General features: G+C 74.0%; 13 protein-coding genes. 7 read left to right on the top strand and 6 right to left on the bottom strand.

What is annotated here, in order from left to right; genetic code table 11:
- Positions 1–5 precede the first annotated feature (5 nt).
- A complete protein-coding gene (locus A8W25_RS29090) occupies positions 6–1,439 on the bottom strand; it encodes a dihydrolipoyl dehydrogenase family protein (RefSeq protein ID WP_067166926.1) in 1,434 nt (477 codons plus the stop codon).
- A gap of 137 nt (positions 1,440–1,576) precedes the next feature.
- Between A8W25_RS29090 and trxA the strand changes: the two genes are divergently transcribed.
- Positions 1,577–1,948 carry a thioredoxin gene (trxA, locus tag A8W25_RS29085; RefSeq protein ID WP_067166924.1) on the top strand — a complete coding sequence of 124 codons (372 nt, stop codon included), beginning with the start codon at positions 1,577–1,579 and terminating at the stop codon, positions 1,946–1,948.
- A 34-nt stretch (positions 1,949–1,982) separates the two neighbouring features.
- Here trxA and A8W25_RS29080 read toward each other — a convergent pair whose 3' ends face one another.
- The 3 genes from A8W25_RS29080 to A8W25_RS29070 all read right to left on the bottom strand — a co-directional run bounded on the left by A8W25_RS29080 (position 1,983) and on the right by A8W25_RS29070 (position 5,798).
- Positions 1,983–2,906, bottom strand: coding sequence for an AEC family transporter (locus tag A8W25_RS29080; RefSeq protein WP_234386608.1), 924 nt, complete (start codon positions 2,904–2,906; stop codon positions 1,983–1,985).
- Positions 2,907–2,967: 61 nt separating this feature from the next.
- On the bottom strand, positions 2,968–4,404 hold the full coding sequence (locus A8W25_RS29075) for a benzaldehyde dehydrogenase (RefSeq protein WP_067166922.1): 1,437 nt from the start codon (positions 4,402–4,404) through the stop codon (positions 2,968–2,970).
- 212 nt (positions 4,405–4,616) lie between these two features.
- Positions 4,617–5,798, bottom strand: a complete 1,182-nt coding sequence (locus A8W25_RS29070; RefSeq protein WP_067166919.1) for a thiolase family protein — start codon at positions 5,796–5,798, stop codon at positions 4,617–4,619.
- Between the two features lie 150 nt (positions 5,799–5,948).
- Here A8W25_RS29070 and A8W25_RS29065 point away from each other — a divergent pair, with 150 nt between their 5' ends.
- A complete protein-coding gene (locus A8W25_RS29065; RefSeq protein ID WP_067166917.1) occupies positions 5,949–7,490 on the top strand; it encodes an IclR family transcriptional regulator domain-containing protein in 1,542 nt (513 codons plus the stop codon).
- Here A8W25_RS29065 and A8W25_RS29060 read toward each other — a convergent pair.
- Entirely contained in the window at positions 7,454–7,711 is a 258-nt protein-coding gene (locus A8W25_RS29060) for a hypothetical protein (RefSeq protein ID WP_067166914.1), read from the bottom strand. The two genes, A8W25_RS29065 and A8W25_RS29060, sit on opposite strands and share 37 nt — an antisense overlap.
- 661 nt (positions 7,712–8,372) lie before the next feature.
- Here A8W25_RS29060 and A8W25_RS29055 point away from each other — a divergent pair.
- The 5 genes from A8W25_RS29055 (at position 8,373) to A8W25_RS29035 (ending at position 13,524) form a co-directional block, all read left to right on the top strand.
- On the top strand, positions 8,373–10,445 hold the full coding sequence (locus A8W25_RS29055; RefSeq protein WP_067166913.1) for a PEP/pyruvate-binding domain-containing protein: 2,073 nt from the start codon (positions 8,373–8,375) through the stop codon (positions 10,443–10,445).
- Positions 10,442–11,326 (top strand): hypothetical protein, encoded by an 885-nt coding sequence (locus A8W25_RS29050; protein ID WP_067166910.1) that lies wholly within the window; start codon positions 10,442–10,444, stop codon positions 11,324–11,326. The genes A8W25_RS29055 and A8W25_RS29050 overlap by 4 nt, the downstream gene beginning before the upstream one ends.
- A gap of 122 nt (positions 11,327–11,448) precedes the next feature.
- Positions 11,449–11,970: a DUF2243 domain-containing protein gene (locus A8W25_RS29045; RefSeq protein WP_079126464.1), complete on the top strand. Its 522-nt coding sequence runs from the start codon at positions 11,449–11,451 to the stop codon at positions 11,968–11,970.
- Positions 11,970–12,758 (top strand): cytochrome c oxidase assembly protein, encoded by a 789-nt coding sequence (locus A8W25_RS29040; RefSeq protein WP_067166905.1) that lies wholly within the window; start codon positions 11,970–11,972, stop codon positions 12,756–12,758. Before A8W25_RS29045 ends, A8W25_RS29040 begins: the two co-directional genes overlap by 1 nt.
- A 37-nt stretch (positions 12,759–12,795) precedes the next feature.
- Positions 12,796–13,524 (top strand): hypothetical protein, encoded by a 729-nt coding sequence (locus tag A8W25_RS29035; RefSeq protein WP_234386607.1) that lies wholly within the window; start codon positions 12,796–12,798, stop codon positions 13,522–13,524.
- 32 nt (positions 13,525–13,556) lie between these two features.
- Here A8W25_RS29035 and A8W25_RS29030 read toward each other — a convergent pair whose 3' ends face one another.
- On the bottom strand, positions 13,557–14,390 hold the full coding sequence (locus A8W25_RS29030) for a TIGR02452 family protein (protein ID WP_067166899.1): 834 nt from the start codon (positions 14,388–14,390) through the stop codon (positions 13,557–13,559).
- Positions 14,391–14,438: the final 48 nt, after the last annotated feature.

Raw genomic sequence — 14,438 nt, 5'->3', positions numbered from 1 at the left:
CCCGCCTACTGGTCGCGGTACGTCTCCAGGAGGCGCAGCCACACCTCGCTGATCGTCGGGTACGCCGGGACGGCGTGCCACAGCCGTGCGATCGGGACCTCGGCGGCGATCGCGACCGTGGCGGAGTGGATGAGCTCGCCCACGCCGGGGCCGACGAAGGTGACGCCGAGCAGGACCTCGCGGTCCAGGTCGACGACCATCCGGGCGCGGCCCCGGTAGCCGTCCGCGAACAGACCGGCGCCCGCGACCCCGCCCAGGTCGTAGTCGACGGCCCGGACGCGGTGTCCGGCCGCCTCCGCCTCGGCCAGGGTCAGTCCCGCCGAAGCCGCCTCGGGGTCGGTGAAGACGACCTGCGGGACGGCGGCGCGGTCGGCGGTGGCCGCGTGGGCGCCCCAGGGGTCGGTCTCCAGGAGCGGGACCTTCGCCGCGCGCGCGGCGATCGCGGCGCCCGCGATCCTCGCCTGGTACTTGCCCTGGTGGGTCAGCAGCGCCCGGTGGTTGACGTCCCCCACCGCGTACAGCCAGTCGCTCCCGGCCACCCGGCAGGAGTCGTCGACCGGCAGCCAGGAGCCGGGCTCCATGCCGACGGTGTCCAGGCCGATGTCATCGGTGCGCGGGGCCCGGCCGGTGGCGAAGAGGATCTCGTCGGCCTCGATGCGGCCGCCGTCGTCCAGGACGACGGTGACGGGGCCGGTGCTGCCCTCCCGTACGACCTCGGCCACGGACACCCGGGTACGGACGGAGGCGCCCGCCTCCTTCAGGGCCTCGGCGACCAGCTCGCCCGCGAACGGCTCCATCTTCGGCAACAGCCCGTCGCCGCGCACCAGGACCGTCACCTGTGCGCCGAACGCCTGCCAGGCCGTCGCCATCTCGACGCCGACCACTCCCCCGCCGACGACCACCAGCCGGCCCGGCACCTGCTGGGCGCTGGTGGCCTCGCGGCTGGTCCAGGGCCGGGCGTCGGCGATGCCGGGCAGGTCGGGCAGGACGGCGCGGCTGCCGGTGCAGACGGCCACCGCGTGCCGGGCCGTCAGCACGTGGTGCTCGCCCTCGGGGCTGGTGACGCTGACCTTGCGGGTGCCGTAGAGACGTCCGTGGCCCCGGTAGAGGTGGGCGCCGATGCTCTCCAGCCAGCGCACCTGGCCGTCGTCCTGCCAGTGCGAGACGTACTCGTCGCGGTGCGCGAGCACGGCCGGCACGTCCAGCGGGCCCGTCACGCTGTCGCGCAGGCCGGGCACCTTGCGCGCGTCCGAGCGTGCGATCACCGGCCGCAGCAGCGCCTTGCTGGGCATGCACGCCCAGTACGAGCACTCACCCCCGACGAGTTCGCTCTCCACCACGGCGGCGCTCAGCCCCGCCGCCCGCACCCGGTCGGCGACGTTCTCGCCCACCGGTCCCGCTCCCAGCACCACTACGTCGTATTCCAGGGCTTCCGTCATGGGCACAGTCTGGTGCGAGGAGTACCTCGGAGCCACAGGGGCAGCCGTGAGTCAGCGGAAAACACACGGAATACGACGACGGCGGCCGCCGTTGTGCGAAACGGCTTCACGGTGAGGCCAGGAAGAGGGAGTGCGTGATGGCGACTGTGGAGCTGACCAAGGAGAACTTCGACGACGTCGTGTCGGACAACGACTTCGTCCTGATCGACTTCTGGGCTTCCTGGTGCGGTCCCTGCCGGCAGTTCGGCCCGGTCTACGAGGCGTCTTCCGAGCGCCATGACGACCTGGTCTTCGCCAAGGTCGACACCGAGGCCCAGCAGGAGCTGGCGGCGGCGTTCGAGATCCGTTCGATCCCCACCCTGATGATCGTGCGCGACAACGTGGCCATCTTCTCGCAGCCCGGCGCGCTGCCGGAGGCCGCTCTGGAGGACGTGATCAAGCAGGCGCGCGCCCTCGACATGGACGAGGTCCGCAAGTCGGTCGCGGAAGCCGACAACAAGGCGAAGTGAGGCGGGCGGGGCGGGCCTCCGCGCCGCCCCGGTCTCACCCCAGCTGCCAGGCGATCAGCGACAGGGACACCATCGACAGGAGTGTCGAGAGCAGCACGGTGTCCCTGGGCAGCTCCGTGTCCAGGGAGTACTCGGACGCGAAGATGAAGGCGTTCTGCGCGGTCGGCAGCCCGGCGCACAGCACCACAGCGAACAGCGCGTGCCCGTCGAGCCCGAAGAGCCAGCGTCCCAGCGCGTAGGCGAGCAGGGGCTGCGCGGCGACCTTCAGCCCCACCAGGATCATCCGCTCGGCCCGGCCGTCGGCGTCGGTCCGGGCGCGCGCGTTCAGCGACATGCCGAGCGCGAAGAGCGCCGACGGGACGGCGCCGCCGCCCAGGATCTGGAGCGGCGAGACCACCTCCGCGGGCAGCCGCAGCCCGCTACCCGCGACCACGAGCCCCAGGGCGGACGCACCGATCACCGGGTTGCGGAAGGGGAGTTGGAGGATCCGCGTCCATCGCTCGCGCCCGGCCCGCCGTACGTCGAGCTCGATGAGGACCAGGATCAGCGGCGTGATGAAGAGCATCTGGAAGAGCGCCGCGGCGACGATGAACGAGGTGTCGTGCAGGACGTGCACGGCGACCGGGATGCCCAGGTTCGCGGAGTTCACATAGGACGCGGCCATCGCGCCTATCGCCTGCTCGCCACGCTTGCGCCGGAACATCCAGCGGCTGACGAGCAGCCCGGCCGCGAACACCGTGACCAGGCTGGCGGCGAACACCGCCACGCCCGGCCGGGCCAGATCGCCCGGGTGCGAGCGCGACATCGTCAGGAACAGCAGCGACGGCATCGCGAAGGTGAACGCGAACCGCCCCAGCACGTGCTGCGCCTGGTCGCCGAGCACATGGAAGCGCCCGGCGCCCCAGCCGCAGGCGGTGAGTGCCCAGATGGGCAGGAAGCCACTGATCACGGAGTGCACCGCGTCAGGGTATGCCGTGTGTCGCACACGGGAACGGGCAGTCGCCCCCGGGGCGGTACCGCTAGAAGCCGTGGCCCGTCGGCTCCCGCCGTACCGTCGTCCAGCGCATCTCCGTGAACGCCTCCAGGTTCGCCGCGCCGCCGAAGCGCGCGCCGGTTCCGGATGCCGCCACTCCGCCGAAGGGCGCGACCGCCTCGTCGTTGACCGTCTGGTCGTTGATGTGGGCGATGCCGGTCGGGATGCGGTCCGCGAGCTCCAGGCCGAGTGCGGTGTCACGGGTGACGATGCCGAGGGAGAGCCCGTACGGGCCGTCGGCGGCCAGCGCGGCCGCCTCGTCGAGGGTGCGGAACGGCCGTACGGGCGCGACCGGCCCGAAGACCTCCTCCGCGTACGCCGGGGTGTGGTCGTCGACGTCCGCGAGGACGGTCGGCCGGTAGAACAGCTCCCGGTGGGTGCCGCCCGCCGCGAGCCGGGCGCCGCTCGCGGTACTGGCCTCCACCAGAGCGTGGATCTTGGCGAGTTGGGTGCGGTCGACGAGCGGGCCGAGATGGACCCGCTCGCGGTACGGGTCGCCCACGGCCAGCGCGTCGGCCCTGGCGGCGAGCCGCTCCACGTACTCCTCGTACAGCGAGGCGTGGACCAGGTGACGGCCGGTGGTCATACAGATCTGGCCCTGGTGGAAGAAGGAGCCCCAGGAGGCCTGGGCCACCGCGCCCTCGATGTCGGCGTCCTCCAGGACGACCAGCGCGGAGTTCCCGCCGAGCTCCAGGTGGGCGCGCTTGAGCAGACGTCCGGCGGCCTCGCCGACCCGGCGTCCGGCGGCGGTCGAGCCGGTGAAGGAGATCACCGGGACGCCGGGGTCCGCGACCAGGGCCTGACCCGCCTCGGCGCCGCCCGGCAGGACGTGCAGCAGTCCCTCGGGCAGCCCGGCCTCCTCGAAGACCGCGGCGAGCGAGAGGCCGCCGCAGACGGCGGTGCGCGGGTCGGGCTTGAGGAGTACGGCGTTGCCGAGCGCGAGGGCGGGCGCGACCGAGCGGATCGAGAGGATGAGCGGGGCGTTGAAGGGGGCGATGACGCCGGTCACCCCGACCGGGACGCGCCGGGTGAAGCTGAGTCTCGGCTCCTCGCTCGGCAGCACCTCGCCCAGCGGGCGGGAGGCGAGCGCCGCCGCCTCGTAGCACTCCTGGGCGGCCACATGCAGCTCGAAGTCGGCCTTGCCGGGTATCGAGCCGGACTCCCGTACGAGCCATTCGCGCAGTTCGTCGGCGTACTCGGTGAACAGATCGCCCGCGCGGCGCAGTACGGCCGCGCGGGCGAAGTGCGGGGAGCGGGCCCAGCCGGGCTGGGCCGCGCGGCCCGCCGCGACCGCCGCCGCGATGTCGTCGGCGGTGGCCAGGGTGAGCGCGCCCAGGCCTTCTCCGGTGGCGGGTTCGGTGACCTCGTACTCACCCCCCGACAGCGTCCGCGCCTGCCAGGTCTTGGGGTCGAGCAGGGGCATGAAGGATCTCCAGTCTCACGCGTGATCGAGGGGCAGCCATGATCGCGGGGAAGTCCCGTGCGGCATCCTAGGGCCTGCCCGGCGGATCCGGTCCGGTCCCCCGGGGGAAACGTCTCTCCCGTGCCACAGCTGACTCACCGGCAGCTCCTCGTACGCATAGGGCAGTTGATCCGGAGGACTCCGGTCCGCTCCCGTACCCGGCTGGTGCGCCCCTAGCGCTCCAGGACCAGCGCGAGCCCCTGGCCGACGCCGATGCACAGCGCGGCGAGTCCCACGCCCGATCCCGCGGCGGCCAGTTGGTGGGCGACCGCCCCGGCGAGCCGGGCGCCCGAGGCGCCGAGCGGGTGGCCGAGTGCGATGGCGCCGCCGCGCGGGTTGACCACGGCCGGGTCCAGCTCCGGCCACTCGGCCAGGCACCCCAACGACTGTGCGGCGAACGCCTCGTTGAGCTCGAAGACGCTCAGGTCCCCGAGCCCCTTGCCCGCCTTGGCCAGCGCCGTGCGCACCGCCTCGACCGGGCCGAGGCCGAAGAGCTGCGGCTCGATCCCGGTGACCGCGGAGGTACGGATCCGGGCGAGCGGCTCGCGGCCGGTGGCGCGCAGCCCCTCCTCGTCGACGAGGAGCAGGGCCGCGGCCCCGTCGTTGAGCGGCGAGGAGTTGCCCGCGGTCACCGAACCGCCCTCACGGAAGGCGGGCTTGAGCCGGGCGAGCGCCTCCATGGAGGACTCGCGGATGCACTCGTCACGGGCGAGGTCGACGCCCTCGTACGGAACGACCTCGTCCGCGTACCGGCCCTTCGCCCAGGCCTCGGCGGCCTTGCGGTGGCTGTCGAGGGCGAACGCGTCCTGCTGCTCGCGGGTCAACGCGTGCCGTTCCGCGATCAGTTCGGCACCCTCGCCGAGCGCGACCGTCCACTCGGCGGGCATCTTCGGGTTGGTCATCCGCCATCCGAGCGTGGTCGACCACAGCTGCTGGTGGCCGGCCGGGAAGGCGCGCTCGGGCTTCTGCATCACCCACGGGGCACGCGACATCGACTCCACCCCGCCCGCGACCGCGATGTGCGCGTCGCCGACCGCGATGGCACGGGCGGCCTGGATGACGGCTTCCAGGCCCGAGCCGCACAGGCGGTTGACGGTGACACCGGGGACGGACACCGGCAGTCCGGCGAGCAGGACGGCCATCCGGGCCACATCGCGGTTGTCCTCACCGGCGCCGTTGGCGTCGCCGAAGTAGACGTCGTCGATCCGGGCCGGGTCGAGCTGCGGGGAGCGGCCGACGAGCGACTTCACCACGTGTGCGGCCAGGTCGTCGGGCCGCACCGAGGAGAGCGCGCCCCCGAACCTGCCGATGGGGGTGCGCACGGCGTCGACGATGTACACGTCCCGGATGCTCATCGGTTCTCTCCCGCTGCTCGGTCGGCCGTGCCCGCGTGGTGCGCGACGCCTTCGGTCCGACGCACTCTGTTCGCCCAGTGAACTTTGGTTCACAATCAATGCCGAGTCTCGGCCCGCCCCGGCGCGCTGTCAACGGCCCTTGGAGGACCCGTGTCCGAAGACCTGTCGGTCGGCCCGCTGGAGCGCGGGCTCGCGGTGCTGCGCGCGCTCTCCGCGCGCGACCTGGACCGGGGCGCGCTCGTACGGTCCACCGGGCTCGCCCGGGCGACGGTCGACCGGGTGGTGGCGACCCTGGACCGGCTCGGCCTGGTCCGCACCGACGGCCGGGAAGTGGCGCTCGCGCCGCCCCTGATGGCGCTGTCCGGCGCCTATCTGCGCGGCAGCGGCATCCCCGCGGCGCTCGGGCCGCTGGTGGGACGGCTCGCGGACGGGCTGGACGAGTCCGTCTCGGTGGCCGTGCCCGACGGGTCGGGCGTCCGTGTCATCCTCCAGGCCGCCGCCCACCGCCGCAGGATGTCGCTCGCCTTCCGCATCGGTGACCTGCTGCCCGCCGACCGCTGCGCACCCGGCGCGCTCTTCGCCGACAACGCGCCGGAGTGGGCGCTCGACGAGGAGCTGATCGAGCCGGGGCTGATCGCGGTGGCGGTGCCCGTACGGAACGCGGCGGGCACGACCGTGTGCGCGGTGAGCGTGGCGAGCCACACCAGCAGGCACACGCCCCAGTCCCTGCGGGAGGCGGCGCTGCCCCGGCTGCTGGAGGCACGGGACGCGATGGAGGCGGCGCTCGCGGGGCGCCGGGCGGCTGAGGAGGCGGACCGGGTGGCGGGCGCCCTGGTCGAGGCGTCCGCCGGGCTCAAGCAGGAGCTCGGGCCCGGGTTTCTGCAGTCCCTGGCCCGTGGGCTCGCGGTGCTCTGCGCGCTGGGCGCGGACCGGGGCGAAGGGCTGACGCTCACGGCCGTCTCCGAGGCGACGGGCCTGGCGAGGGCCACCGTACGGCGCTCGCTCCTCACCCTCGCGCATCTGGGGTACGTGGAGTGCGCCGGGCCCGGCGGGCGCCACTTCCGGCTGCTGCCCCGGGTCCTCGAACTGGGCTGTGCCCGGCTCTCGGCGCTGGGGCCCGCCGAGGTCGCCCAGCCGCATCTGGCGCGGCTGGTGGCCAGCACCGGCGAGTCGGCATCGATGGCGGTGCTCGACGGGGCCGACATCCGCTATGTGGCGCGCGTCCCGACCGTACGGATCATGAGCATCGACATCACGGTGGGGACGCGGTTCCCGGCGTACGCCACATCGATGGGGCGGGTGCTGCTCGCCGGTCTCGCGCCGGGGGAACGACCGCCGCTGCCCGACGGGCTGCCCGCCCTCACCCCGAACACGGTGACCTCCGCGGCCGAGCTGGCCCGGATCGTGGAGGGGTGCGCGGCCGACGGGTACGCGCTGGTGGCCGAGGAGTTGGAGGAGGGGCTGCGCTCGCTGGCCGTGCCGGTGCGCGATGCGGACGGGCGGGTGGTGGCGGCGGTGAACGTGGCCCAGCACGCGGGGCGTGGGAGCCCCGAGGAGATGCTGCGGACGCTGCTGCCGGAGCTGCGGGCCGCGGGCGCGGGGATCTCCGCGGATCTGGCGGTGCTGGGTGTGCCGGGCGCTTTGGGGGTGCCCGGTCACTCTTCGGGGGCGATGAGCGCGGTGAGGCCGTAGTCGAGTTCGGCGCCGTCCACGAGGAGGGCCTCGACGGCGCGGGTGCGGGGGTCGACGTCGGCGACGATGCCGTGGCCGGCGTAGCGGGGGTAGCCCGTCTCGCCGGTCTCGCCGGTCGCCTCCACGAGGGCGGAGCGGACGGCGCTGTCGGCTACGGAGGCGGTGCCGCGGGTTTCCACATGGGAGGGGACGATGAGGATGACGAAGCGGGAGGGGTGCATGGACCGCCGACCGCTCGGGCATCCGGCTGCGCCTCGACGACGAGCAGGCCGAGTTCTCCTGGGACGAGCTGAGCGCCGTCGAGTACGCGAGCTCACGCTGGACCCGGCGGTTCACGATCACGGTGCATCTGCCCCGGCCCCGCTGGTTCCGTACCGACGTCCAGGCCGAGGACCGGGCGGCTCTGGCCCTGTGGTCCGAGCAGCTCGAAGAAGTGCTGAACGCGTACTTCGAGGAGTAGGACCAACCGCCCCCGAGGCGCACGCCCGACGCCTGCACCGCGCCGAGTCGCCGACCCGCGACCTCGGCGCGGACGTCGTGGTGCCCGGTGGCTTGATCCGCACTGCTCGGCCGTCATCTCCTCCACCGGGCAAGGCAGACTCAAGCGGAAGCTGACATGAACAACGCAGGAGCGGGGGGCGTTCCCGAGGAGCTCCCCCGACGCCGTCGGCACATGGCTCGACATGTGCTTCGAGACGCCACCCGGTGTCCCGCTCCTGACGCAAGCCGCACAGCACCCGCTGCGAAGGACCGGCGTATCCCGGGCACGGGGCCGAGGGGGAGAGACATGCTCGCACTGTCGTGGGTCAGACCGGTCTTGGCACCGGACTCACCAGCCGTCGCGCGGAAACACCCGTCAGCGGTCGCTCGGGACGGTGGGCGATGACGACCCTCGACGAACGAGGCCGGGAACACCACGAGGAACCCGGCCTCCCCACCGGTGCGGCCCTCGCGCTGGACCAACCCGCCGCACGCATACCGCTGTCCACTGGTTCCAAGGCCGCGAACCTGGCGCGCGCCGCGGCCGCCGGGCTGCCGGTCCTGCCCGGCTTCGTCATCCCGCACGGCGCCGGTGACGACGTCCGGGCCCTGCGCCACGCCTGGCGCGAGCTCTCCCACGACGGCACGGCTCCCCTGGTCGTACGCTCCTCCTCCCCTCAGGAGGACACCCAGGAGTCCTCCCTGGCGGGGCAGTTCGCCTCCGTGCTCGACGTCCGCGACTGGCCCGCCTTCCGCGCGGCGGTGCGCACGGTCCTCGACTCCGCGGACCGCCCCGACGGCACCCGGGCCCCGATGGCCGTCCTCGTCCAGCCCATGCTCGACGCACGCGTGGGCGGTGTGCTCTTCGGCGCCGACCCCGTGGAGGGCCGCCTCGACCGGATGCTGGTCAGCGCCGTACGCGGCGGACCCGACACCCTGGTCAGCGGCGAACAGGACGGCACCGGCTACCACTTGACGCGCTCCGGCCGACTGCTGCGCCCCACACCCCCGCACACCGCCGACGAGCGGCTGCTGACCCGTACCGAGCTGTACCGCCTCGCCCGCCTCGCGCGGCGGGTCGAGAGGATCTTCGGCGGACCGCAGGACATGGAGTTCGGCTTCGACGGCACAGGGCGCCTGTGGCTGTTCCAGGCCCGTCCCATCACGGCCATGACCGCGCGGCCCGCACGCGGCGCACGGCTGCTCGGCCCCGGCCCCGTCGCCGAAACCCTCCCCGGCACCCTGCAACCGCTGGAGGAGGACCTGTGGGTGGCGCCGATGGCCCGGGGGCTCTCCTCCGCGCTCGACATCGGCGGCAGCGCACCGCGCCGACTGCTGCGCACCCACCCCGTGGTGACCACCGTCGCCGGACGCGCCGCGGCGGACCTGCGGCTGCTGGGCGCCGTGCCGCCCCGCCACCGTCTGCTGGCCAGGGTCAACCCGCTGCCGGGTGCCCGCCGTCTGGCGGCCGCGTGGCGCACCGGGCGGCTGACCCGCGCCCTGCCCGACCTCGCCCTCGACCTCACCGCGGACATCGACCGCCGACTGGCCGAGACCCCAACGCCGGCCGGCCTCTCCCGCGCCGACCTGGCCGACCTGCTGCGCTGGACCCGCTCCGCCCTGGCGGCCCTGCACGCGCAGGAGGCGCTGGCGGGCGCGTTACTGCGCGAGAGCGACACCCGTACGGCCGCGAGCGCGGCACTCGCCGCACTGGCCGCATGCCGGGGCAGGGGGCTCACCGACGCCGAGACCGTGGCGGCCGCACCGGTGGTCCTGGCCCTCACCCCACCGCAGCTCACCGGCCCGCTGCGGCTGCCGTCGACCGGAGACGACCGTGACGGACCCCCGGGCACGGCGACGGATACGCGTCACCCCGCCCTGCCGACCCGTGAGGCACTGCGGCTGCGCATCCGCTGGATCCACCAACTGCAGATCCACCTCGTCCACGACGCCGCACGCCGTCTCACCCTGTCGCACCGCGCGGTCGCCCTGCTGCGCTGGCACGAGGTGCTGAGCACACTCGACGGCGACCCCCTGCCCGCCGACGTCGCACAGCGGCGCCCCCGCCCCGACGGCCCGCCGCTGCCCGACGCCTTCCGCCTGGCGGACGACTCGGCGGTGGTCGCCGAACGCCCGCGCAAGGGAGGCGCCCCGGCCCAGGGCGTCTCCGGCGGCCGCGCCACCGGAACCGCATGGGACGGCCTGGGCGAACGCCCCGAGGACGCCGTCCTGGTCGTCCGCACCCTCGACCCGGCCCTCGCCCCCCTGCTGCCGCAGGTGACCGCTCTGGTCGCACAGACCGGCAGCCCCCTGTCCCATCTGGCCGTCCTGGCACGGGAGTTCAAGGTTCCGGCCGTGGTCGGCGCCGCCGACGCCGTGCGGCGCTTCGCCCCCGGAACCCGTCTGGCCGTCGACGGCACCAGTGGCGACATACGTCTGGAAGAAACCCGTACCCGAGAGGCGGCGGACCGGTGAAGCGACTGGCACACCTCTTCGCGGGCGCGGCCGGACTCGGCGCGGGCACCTATGTCGTCATCTACCTCTACCGCTGGCAGTGGCAGCGCGCGATCATGTGCGGTGTTCTGCTGATCGTCGCCGAGGTGCTGCTGCTCGGCCTGATCGTCCTGGGGCGTCTGAGCCGTATCGAGCAGCGCATCAACGAGGGCGACCGGCGCCACGCCGACGTCCTGGCCCGTCTGGAGCAACCCCGCACGGAGGATCCCGCCGCACGCTTCCGGTGGCTGGACGACATCCGCGTGGAGCGCACCCATGTCTTCGTCCCGGTCCTGATGGCCGCGGGCGCCGTGCTCTCGGGGCTCGCGCGGCTCGTCCAGAAGATCGCGCAGAGCACGGTCCGGCCCGCCGCCGACCGCCAGATGGCAGGCCGTCTCGCGGTCCTCGCCGCACCGCCGCTGGGCACCGACCTCGACGCGCTGCCCCCGACGGGCCCGGACCGGCGCCGCACCCGCCACCGGATCACCGGGTTCGTCGCCGGGACCACCGCCCTGGCCGCACTCGTTCTCGGCCTCGGCGAACTCACCGAGACCCGCCCCGAGGAGCGCGCCCCGGACACCGTGGCGACTTCCGTGGTGGTGCGCCTCGCCACCCGAGGTGTTTCCGGCCAGGAGTACCGGGCGCTGCTGGCCCACGAGATCTGGAACCGCTGCCGCCACTCCACCGCCGTCCCGCTGTACGACGCCACGCTCGGCAGCCTCGGCGACGGCCTCTACGCGGGCGTCGTCCACCCCGCCCTCGCCGACCACGACCGGATGCGGCTGCGGGGCTGCCTTGAGGACACGGCGACCGACCGCGCGTACTTCAAGGTCGTCGGCATGGACCAGACCAGGAAGGACTGACGCGGAAGGGGCGGCCGCAGGGGCCGAAGTGAGCCGTAAGGCGGCGGGAGACGGTGGGCGCGGGCCGGGAGGGTATCCGCACGGGAGGAAGTACGGTTCCCCTCCCCGTCAGGAGGCCACCTGTGGCTACCGCTTCGACACCCCGCCGTCGGCCGCCCCCGGACTACGGGACGGTCCGTCCGAAGCGCTCGGTGTGGGCGGGGGTGCTGATCGGGGTCGGGATCGCCGCGTTCGTCGACGAGACGGTGTTCCATCAACTCCTGCACTGGCACCACTTCTACGACAAGTCCACCCCGGGCGCGGGCCTGGTATCCGACGGCCTGTTCCACGCCTTCGGCTGGTTCGCCGTCGTCATCGGCCTGGTGCTGGTGGCGGATCTGCGCCGGCGCGGTGCGCTGACCGGCCGGGGCCTGACCGGCGGGATCCTGCTGGGCGCGGGTTTCTTCCAGCTCTACGACGGAACCGTCCAGCACAAGCTCCTCAAGCTGCACCAGATCCGCTACCACGTCGACCTGGTCCCCTACGACTGGACGTGGAACGTACTGGCCGTCGTCTTCCTGATCGTCGGTACGGTGATGGTGAGGCGCTCCCGTCCGCGTGAAGTGCACGCGCCGGAGGCGGTGGTGGGCCGGGAGCCGGGCTGATGACACCCATGCCGGGGCAGGCCATGGGTGTTCCCGCCGGGGTGGCCGCCGTTCTCGCCCTGAGCGCGGGGGTGGCCTACCTCCTGGCAGCGCGGCGGCTGCGGCGCCGGGGAGACACCTGGCCCTGGTCGTGGGACGCCTCCTTCACCGCGGGCCAGGCGGGTCTGGTCGCGGTGGCGCTGGCGCCCATGCCGGGCGGGGAGTTCACCGGCCATATGGTCCGGCACCTGGTCATCGGCATGGCCGCCCCGCTGCTGCTGGTGTGGGGGCGCCCGGTGACCCTGGTCCTGCGCGCCCTTCCCGCAGGGCCCGCCCGGCGCGGCCTGCGGGCCGTGCTCCGGTCCCGACCGGTCGGCGCGCTGGTGCTGCCGCCGGTGGCCGCGGTGCTCGACGTGGGCGGGCTGTGGCTGCTGTACCGCACCGGGCTGTTCGCCCACCTCCACGGCCGGCCCTGGCCGCACGCGGCCGTGTACACCCACGTCCTGGCCGCCGGCCTGCTGTTCGCCTTCGCCCTCTGCCGGCTCGACCCCGTACGCCACCGCTACGGACTGCCACTGCGCGCCGCCACCCTCATCGCCGCCGCCACCGCCCACTCGGTGCTGGCCAAGACCCTCTACGGCAGTTCCCCGCCCGGTACCGCGTTCACCGGCCACGACCTGGCCCGCGCCGCCGAGGTGATGTACTACGGCGGCGACCTGGTGGAGGTCGCCCTGGCCGCCGTCCTGGCCCGCCAGTGGTACACCGCCACCGGCCGCCGCCCCGTCCCGCGCGATCTCCCCGCCTGCTGAGGGCGTCCACCCGCACCGGAAGGGGCACACTGTGCGGGTGGACGACTATCCCCCGGTGCACCGGGAACCCGCACCCGAAGCGTACGGACGCCTGCTCGTGCGCGGCACCGGCCTCGAAGCCGCCCGCTGGCTCACCGAACGGGCCCCGGGGCACGGGGACTTCGGGACGGTGGCGGGCGTCGCCGCGCCCGGGTTCGCCGCGTACGCCCGGGTGCTGCATCCCGCGTCCCTGGAGGAGCGGCCGGTGCGATGGGCGGCCGTGGCCGCCGCGTACGGACGCGCGGTGGCGCCGCACACGAACTGGCACGAGGCGATCGGGACGGACCGCGACTACCACAACGCCGGCGAGTACGGCCTGGCCGGTGTCTGGGACGAGCACCCGGCCGAGGGCCCGACTCCGCCCGCCGTCGCCCAGGCCCTCATCCCGGTCCTGGCCCGGCACACCCGGACCGCGCACACCTGCTGGTTCGGGCTGTGGTGCGGGTACGGCCGGTGGGACTTCGACGGCGTCCCCTGCTTCGAGACCCCCGGCCGGGACGAGGTGCTGCTCTCCGGGACACTGGCCGACGCCGTCTCGCCGGTGGCCCTGGACGAGTTCGCCGAACTGCCCGACCTGTGGTGGCCCGAGGACCGTGCGTGGTGCCTGGGCGGCGATGTGGACCTGGTCAGCACCTACGTCGGCGGGACCCGCGAGCTGATCGCCGAACTGCTGGCCGCTCCGGGTCTGGAGACGCACCCGGTGGCCCCGGACGACCCGGTCGGCTGACCCCGCCGCCGCACTCACCCCCGGCGGGCGCCTCACGCCCGCCGGGCGGCCGTGAACACCCTCTCGAAGGCCCTCAGCGTCGCCCGGTCCGCGGTGCGGTCCAGGACCGCGAAGACCACCTCGTCGAAGTGGCGCGCGAACCGGCCCTCGCCGGTGAGGTGGGCGTGGAAGGCGCCCGCCACCCCCGCCGGGTCGTTGCGGAAGACACCGCAGCCCCAGGCGCCGAGCACCAGCCGCCGGTGGCCGCGGACGGCCGCGGTCTCCAGGACGCGCTCCGCGCGCCGCGCGAGGGCCTCGGGGATCCGGTCCACGGCCTCCGGGGTGCGCTGCCGGATCACTCCCGCGTTGGGCGCGGGCGAGGTCAGGAAACCCACCCGGAACGGCTCGTCCAGGAGCCGCCCCCGGTCGTCCCGGAAGACCGGGACGCCGGGCGAGTGGATCACCCGGTCGGTGTAGAAGACATCGCGGTCGGCGCGGTGGTGCTCGTAGAATCCGGGCGCGCGCAGCAGGGTCGGGTAGAGCGCGGAGGAGCGGCAGAGCGCCTCCTCCTGGGCCTGCGCCCCGTTCAGGAAGCCGCCGCCGGGGTTGCGCGCGGAGGCGAAGTTCAGCACGGCCACCTCGCCGGGGCCCTCCCCCACCAGCCGCCGGGCCGCCTCCAGGCTGCTCTCGCCGGTCACCGCGCATACGCTGGAGCGGTCGGCATCGGGCGTCACCGGCACCGGGCCGGGGCCGAAGATCCGGGTTCCGTCGACGGCCGCCGCCAGCCAGGCGGCGATCGAGACCGTGGCACCGGCGGGCGTCTCGTACGCACCGGCTTCGGTGATCGCCACGGTGTGGCGCGCGAGGTCGCGCAGTCGTGCACTCATATCTAGCATCGTTGACGCCGGGACAACACTCCCGCAACATACTTTCCG

Origin of the sequence: Streptomyces sp. ERV7, from assembly GCF_001653515.1 — a bacterium.
Classification (GTDB): domain Bacteria; phylum Actinomycetota; class Actinomycetes; order Streptomycetales; family Streptomycetaceae; genus Streptomyces.
Note: the sequence above shows the minus strand (reverse complement) of the source record. Positions and strands in the feature narration are given on the sequence as shown.

Bases quoted from the DNA above. Each gene is read 5' to 3' on its own strand.
- A8W25_RS29090 (WP_067166926.1), bottom strand. From the start codon at position 1,439: ATGACGGAAGCCCTGGAATACGACGTAGTGGTGCTGGGAGCGGGACCG.
- trxA (WP_067166924.1), top strand. From the start codon at position 1,577: ATGGCGACTGTGGAGCTGACCAAGGAGAACTTCGACGACGTCGTGTCG.
- A8W25_RS29075 (WP_067166922.1), bottom strand. From the start codon at position 4,404: ATGCCCCTGCTCGACCCCAAGACCTGGCAGGCGCGGACGCTGTCGGGG.
- A8W25_RS29070 (WP_067166919.1), bottom strand. From the start codon at position 5,798: ATGAGCATCCGGGACGTGTACATCGTCGACGCCGTGCGCACCCCCATC.
- A8W25_RS29060 (WP_067166914.1), bottom strand. From the start codon at position 7,711: ATGCACCCCTCCCGCTTCGTCATCCTCATCGTCCCCTCCCATGTGGAA.
- A8W25_RS29055 (WP_067166913.1), top strand. From the start codon at position 8,373: ATGACGACCCTCGACGAACGAGGCCGGGAACACCACGAGGAACCCGGC.
- A8W25_RS29040 (WP_067166905.1), top strand. From the start codon at position 11,970: ATGACACCCATGCCGGGGCAGGCCATGGGTGTTCCCGCCGGGGTGGCC.
- A8W25_RS29030 (WP_067166899.1), bottom strand. From the start codon at position 14,390: ATGAGTGCACGACTGCGCGACCTCGCGCGCCACACCGTGGCGATCACC.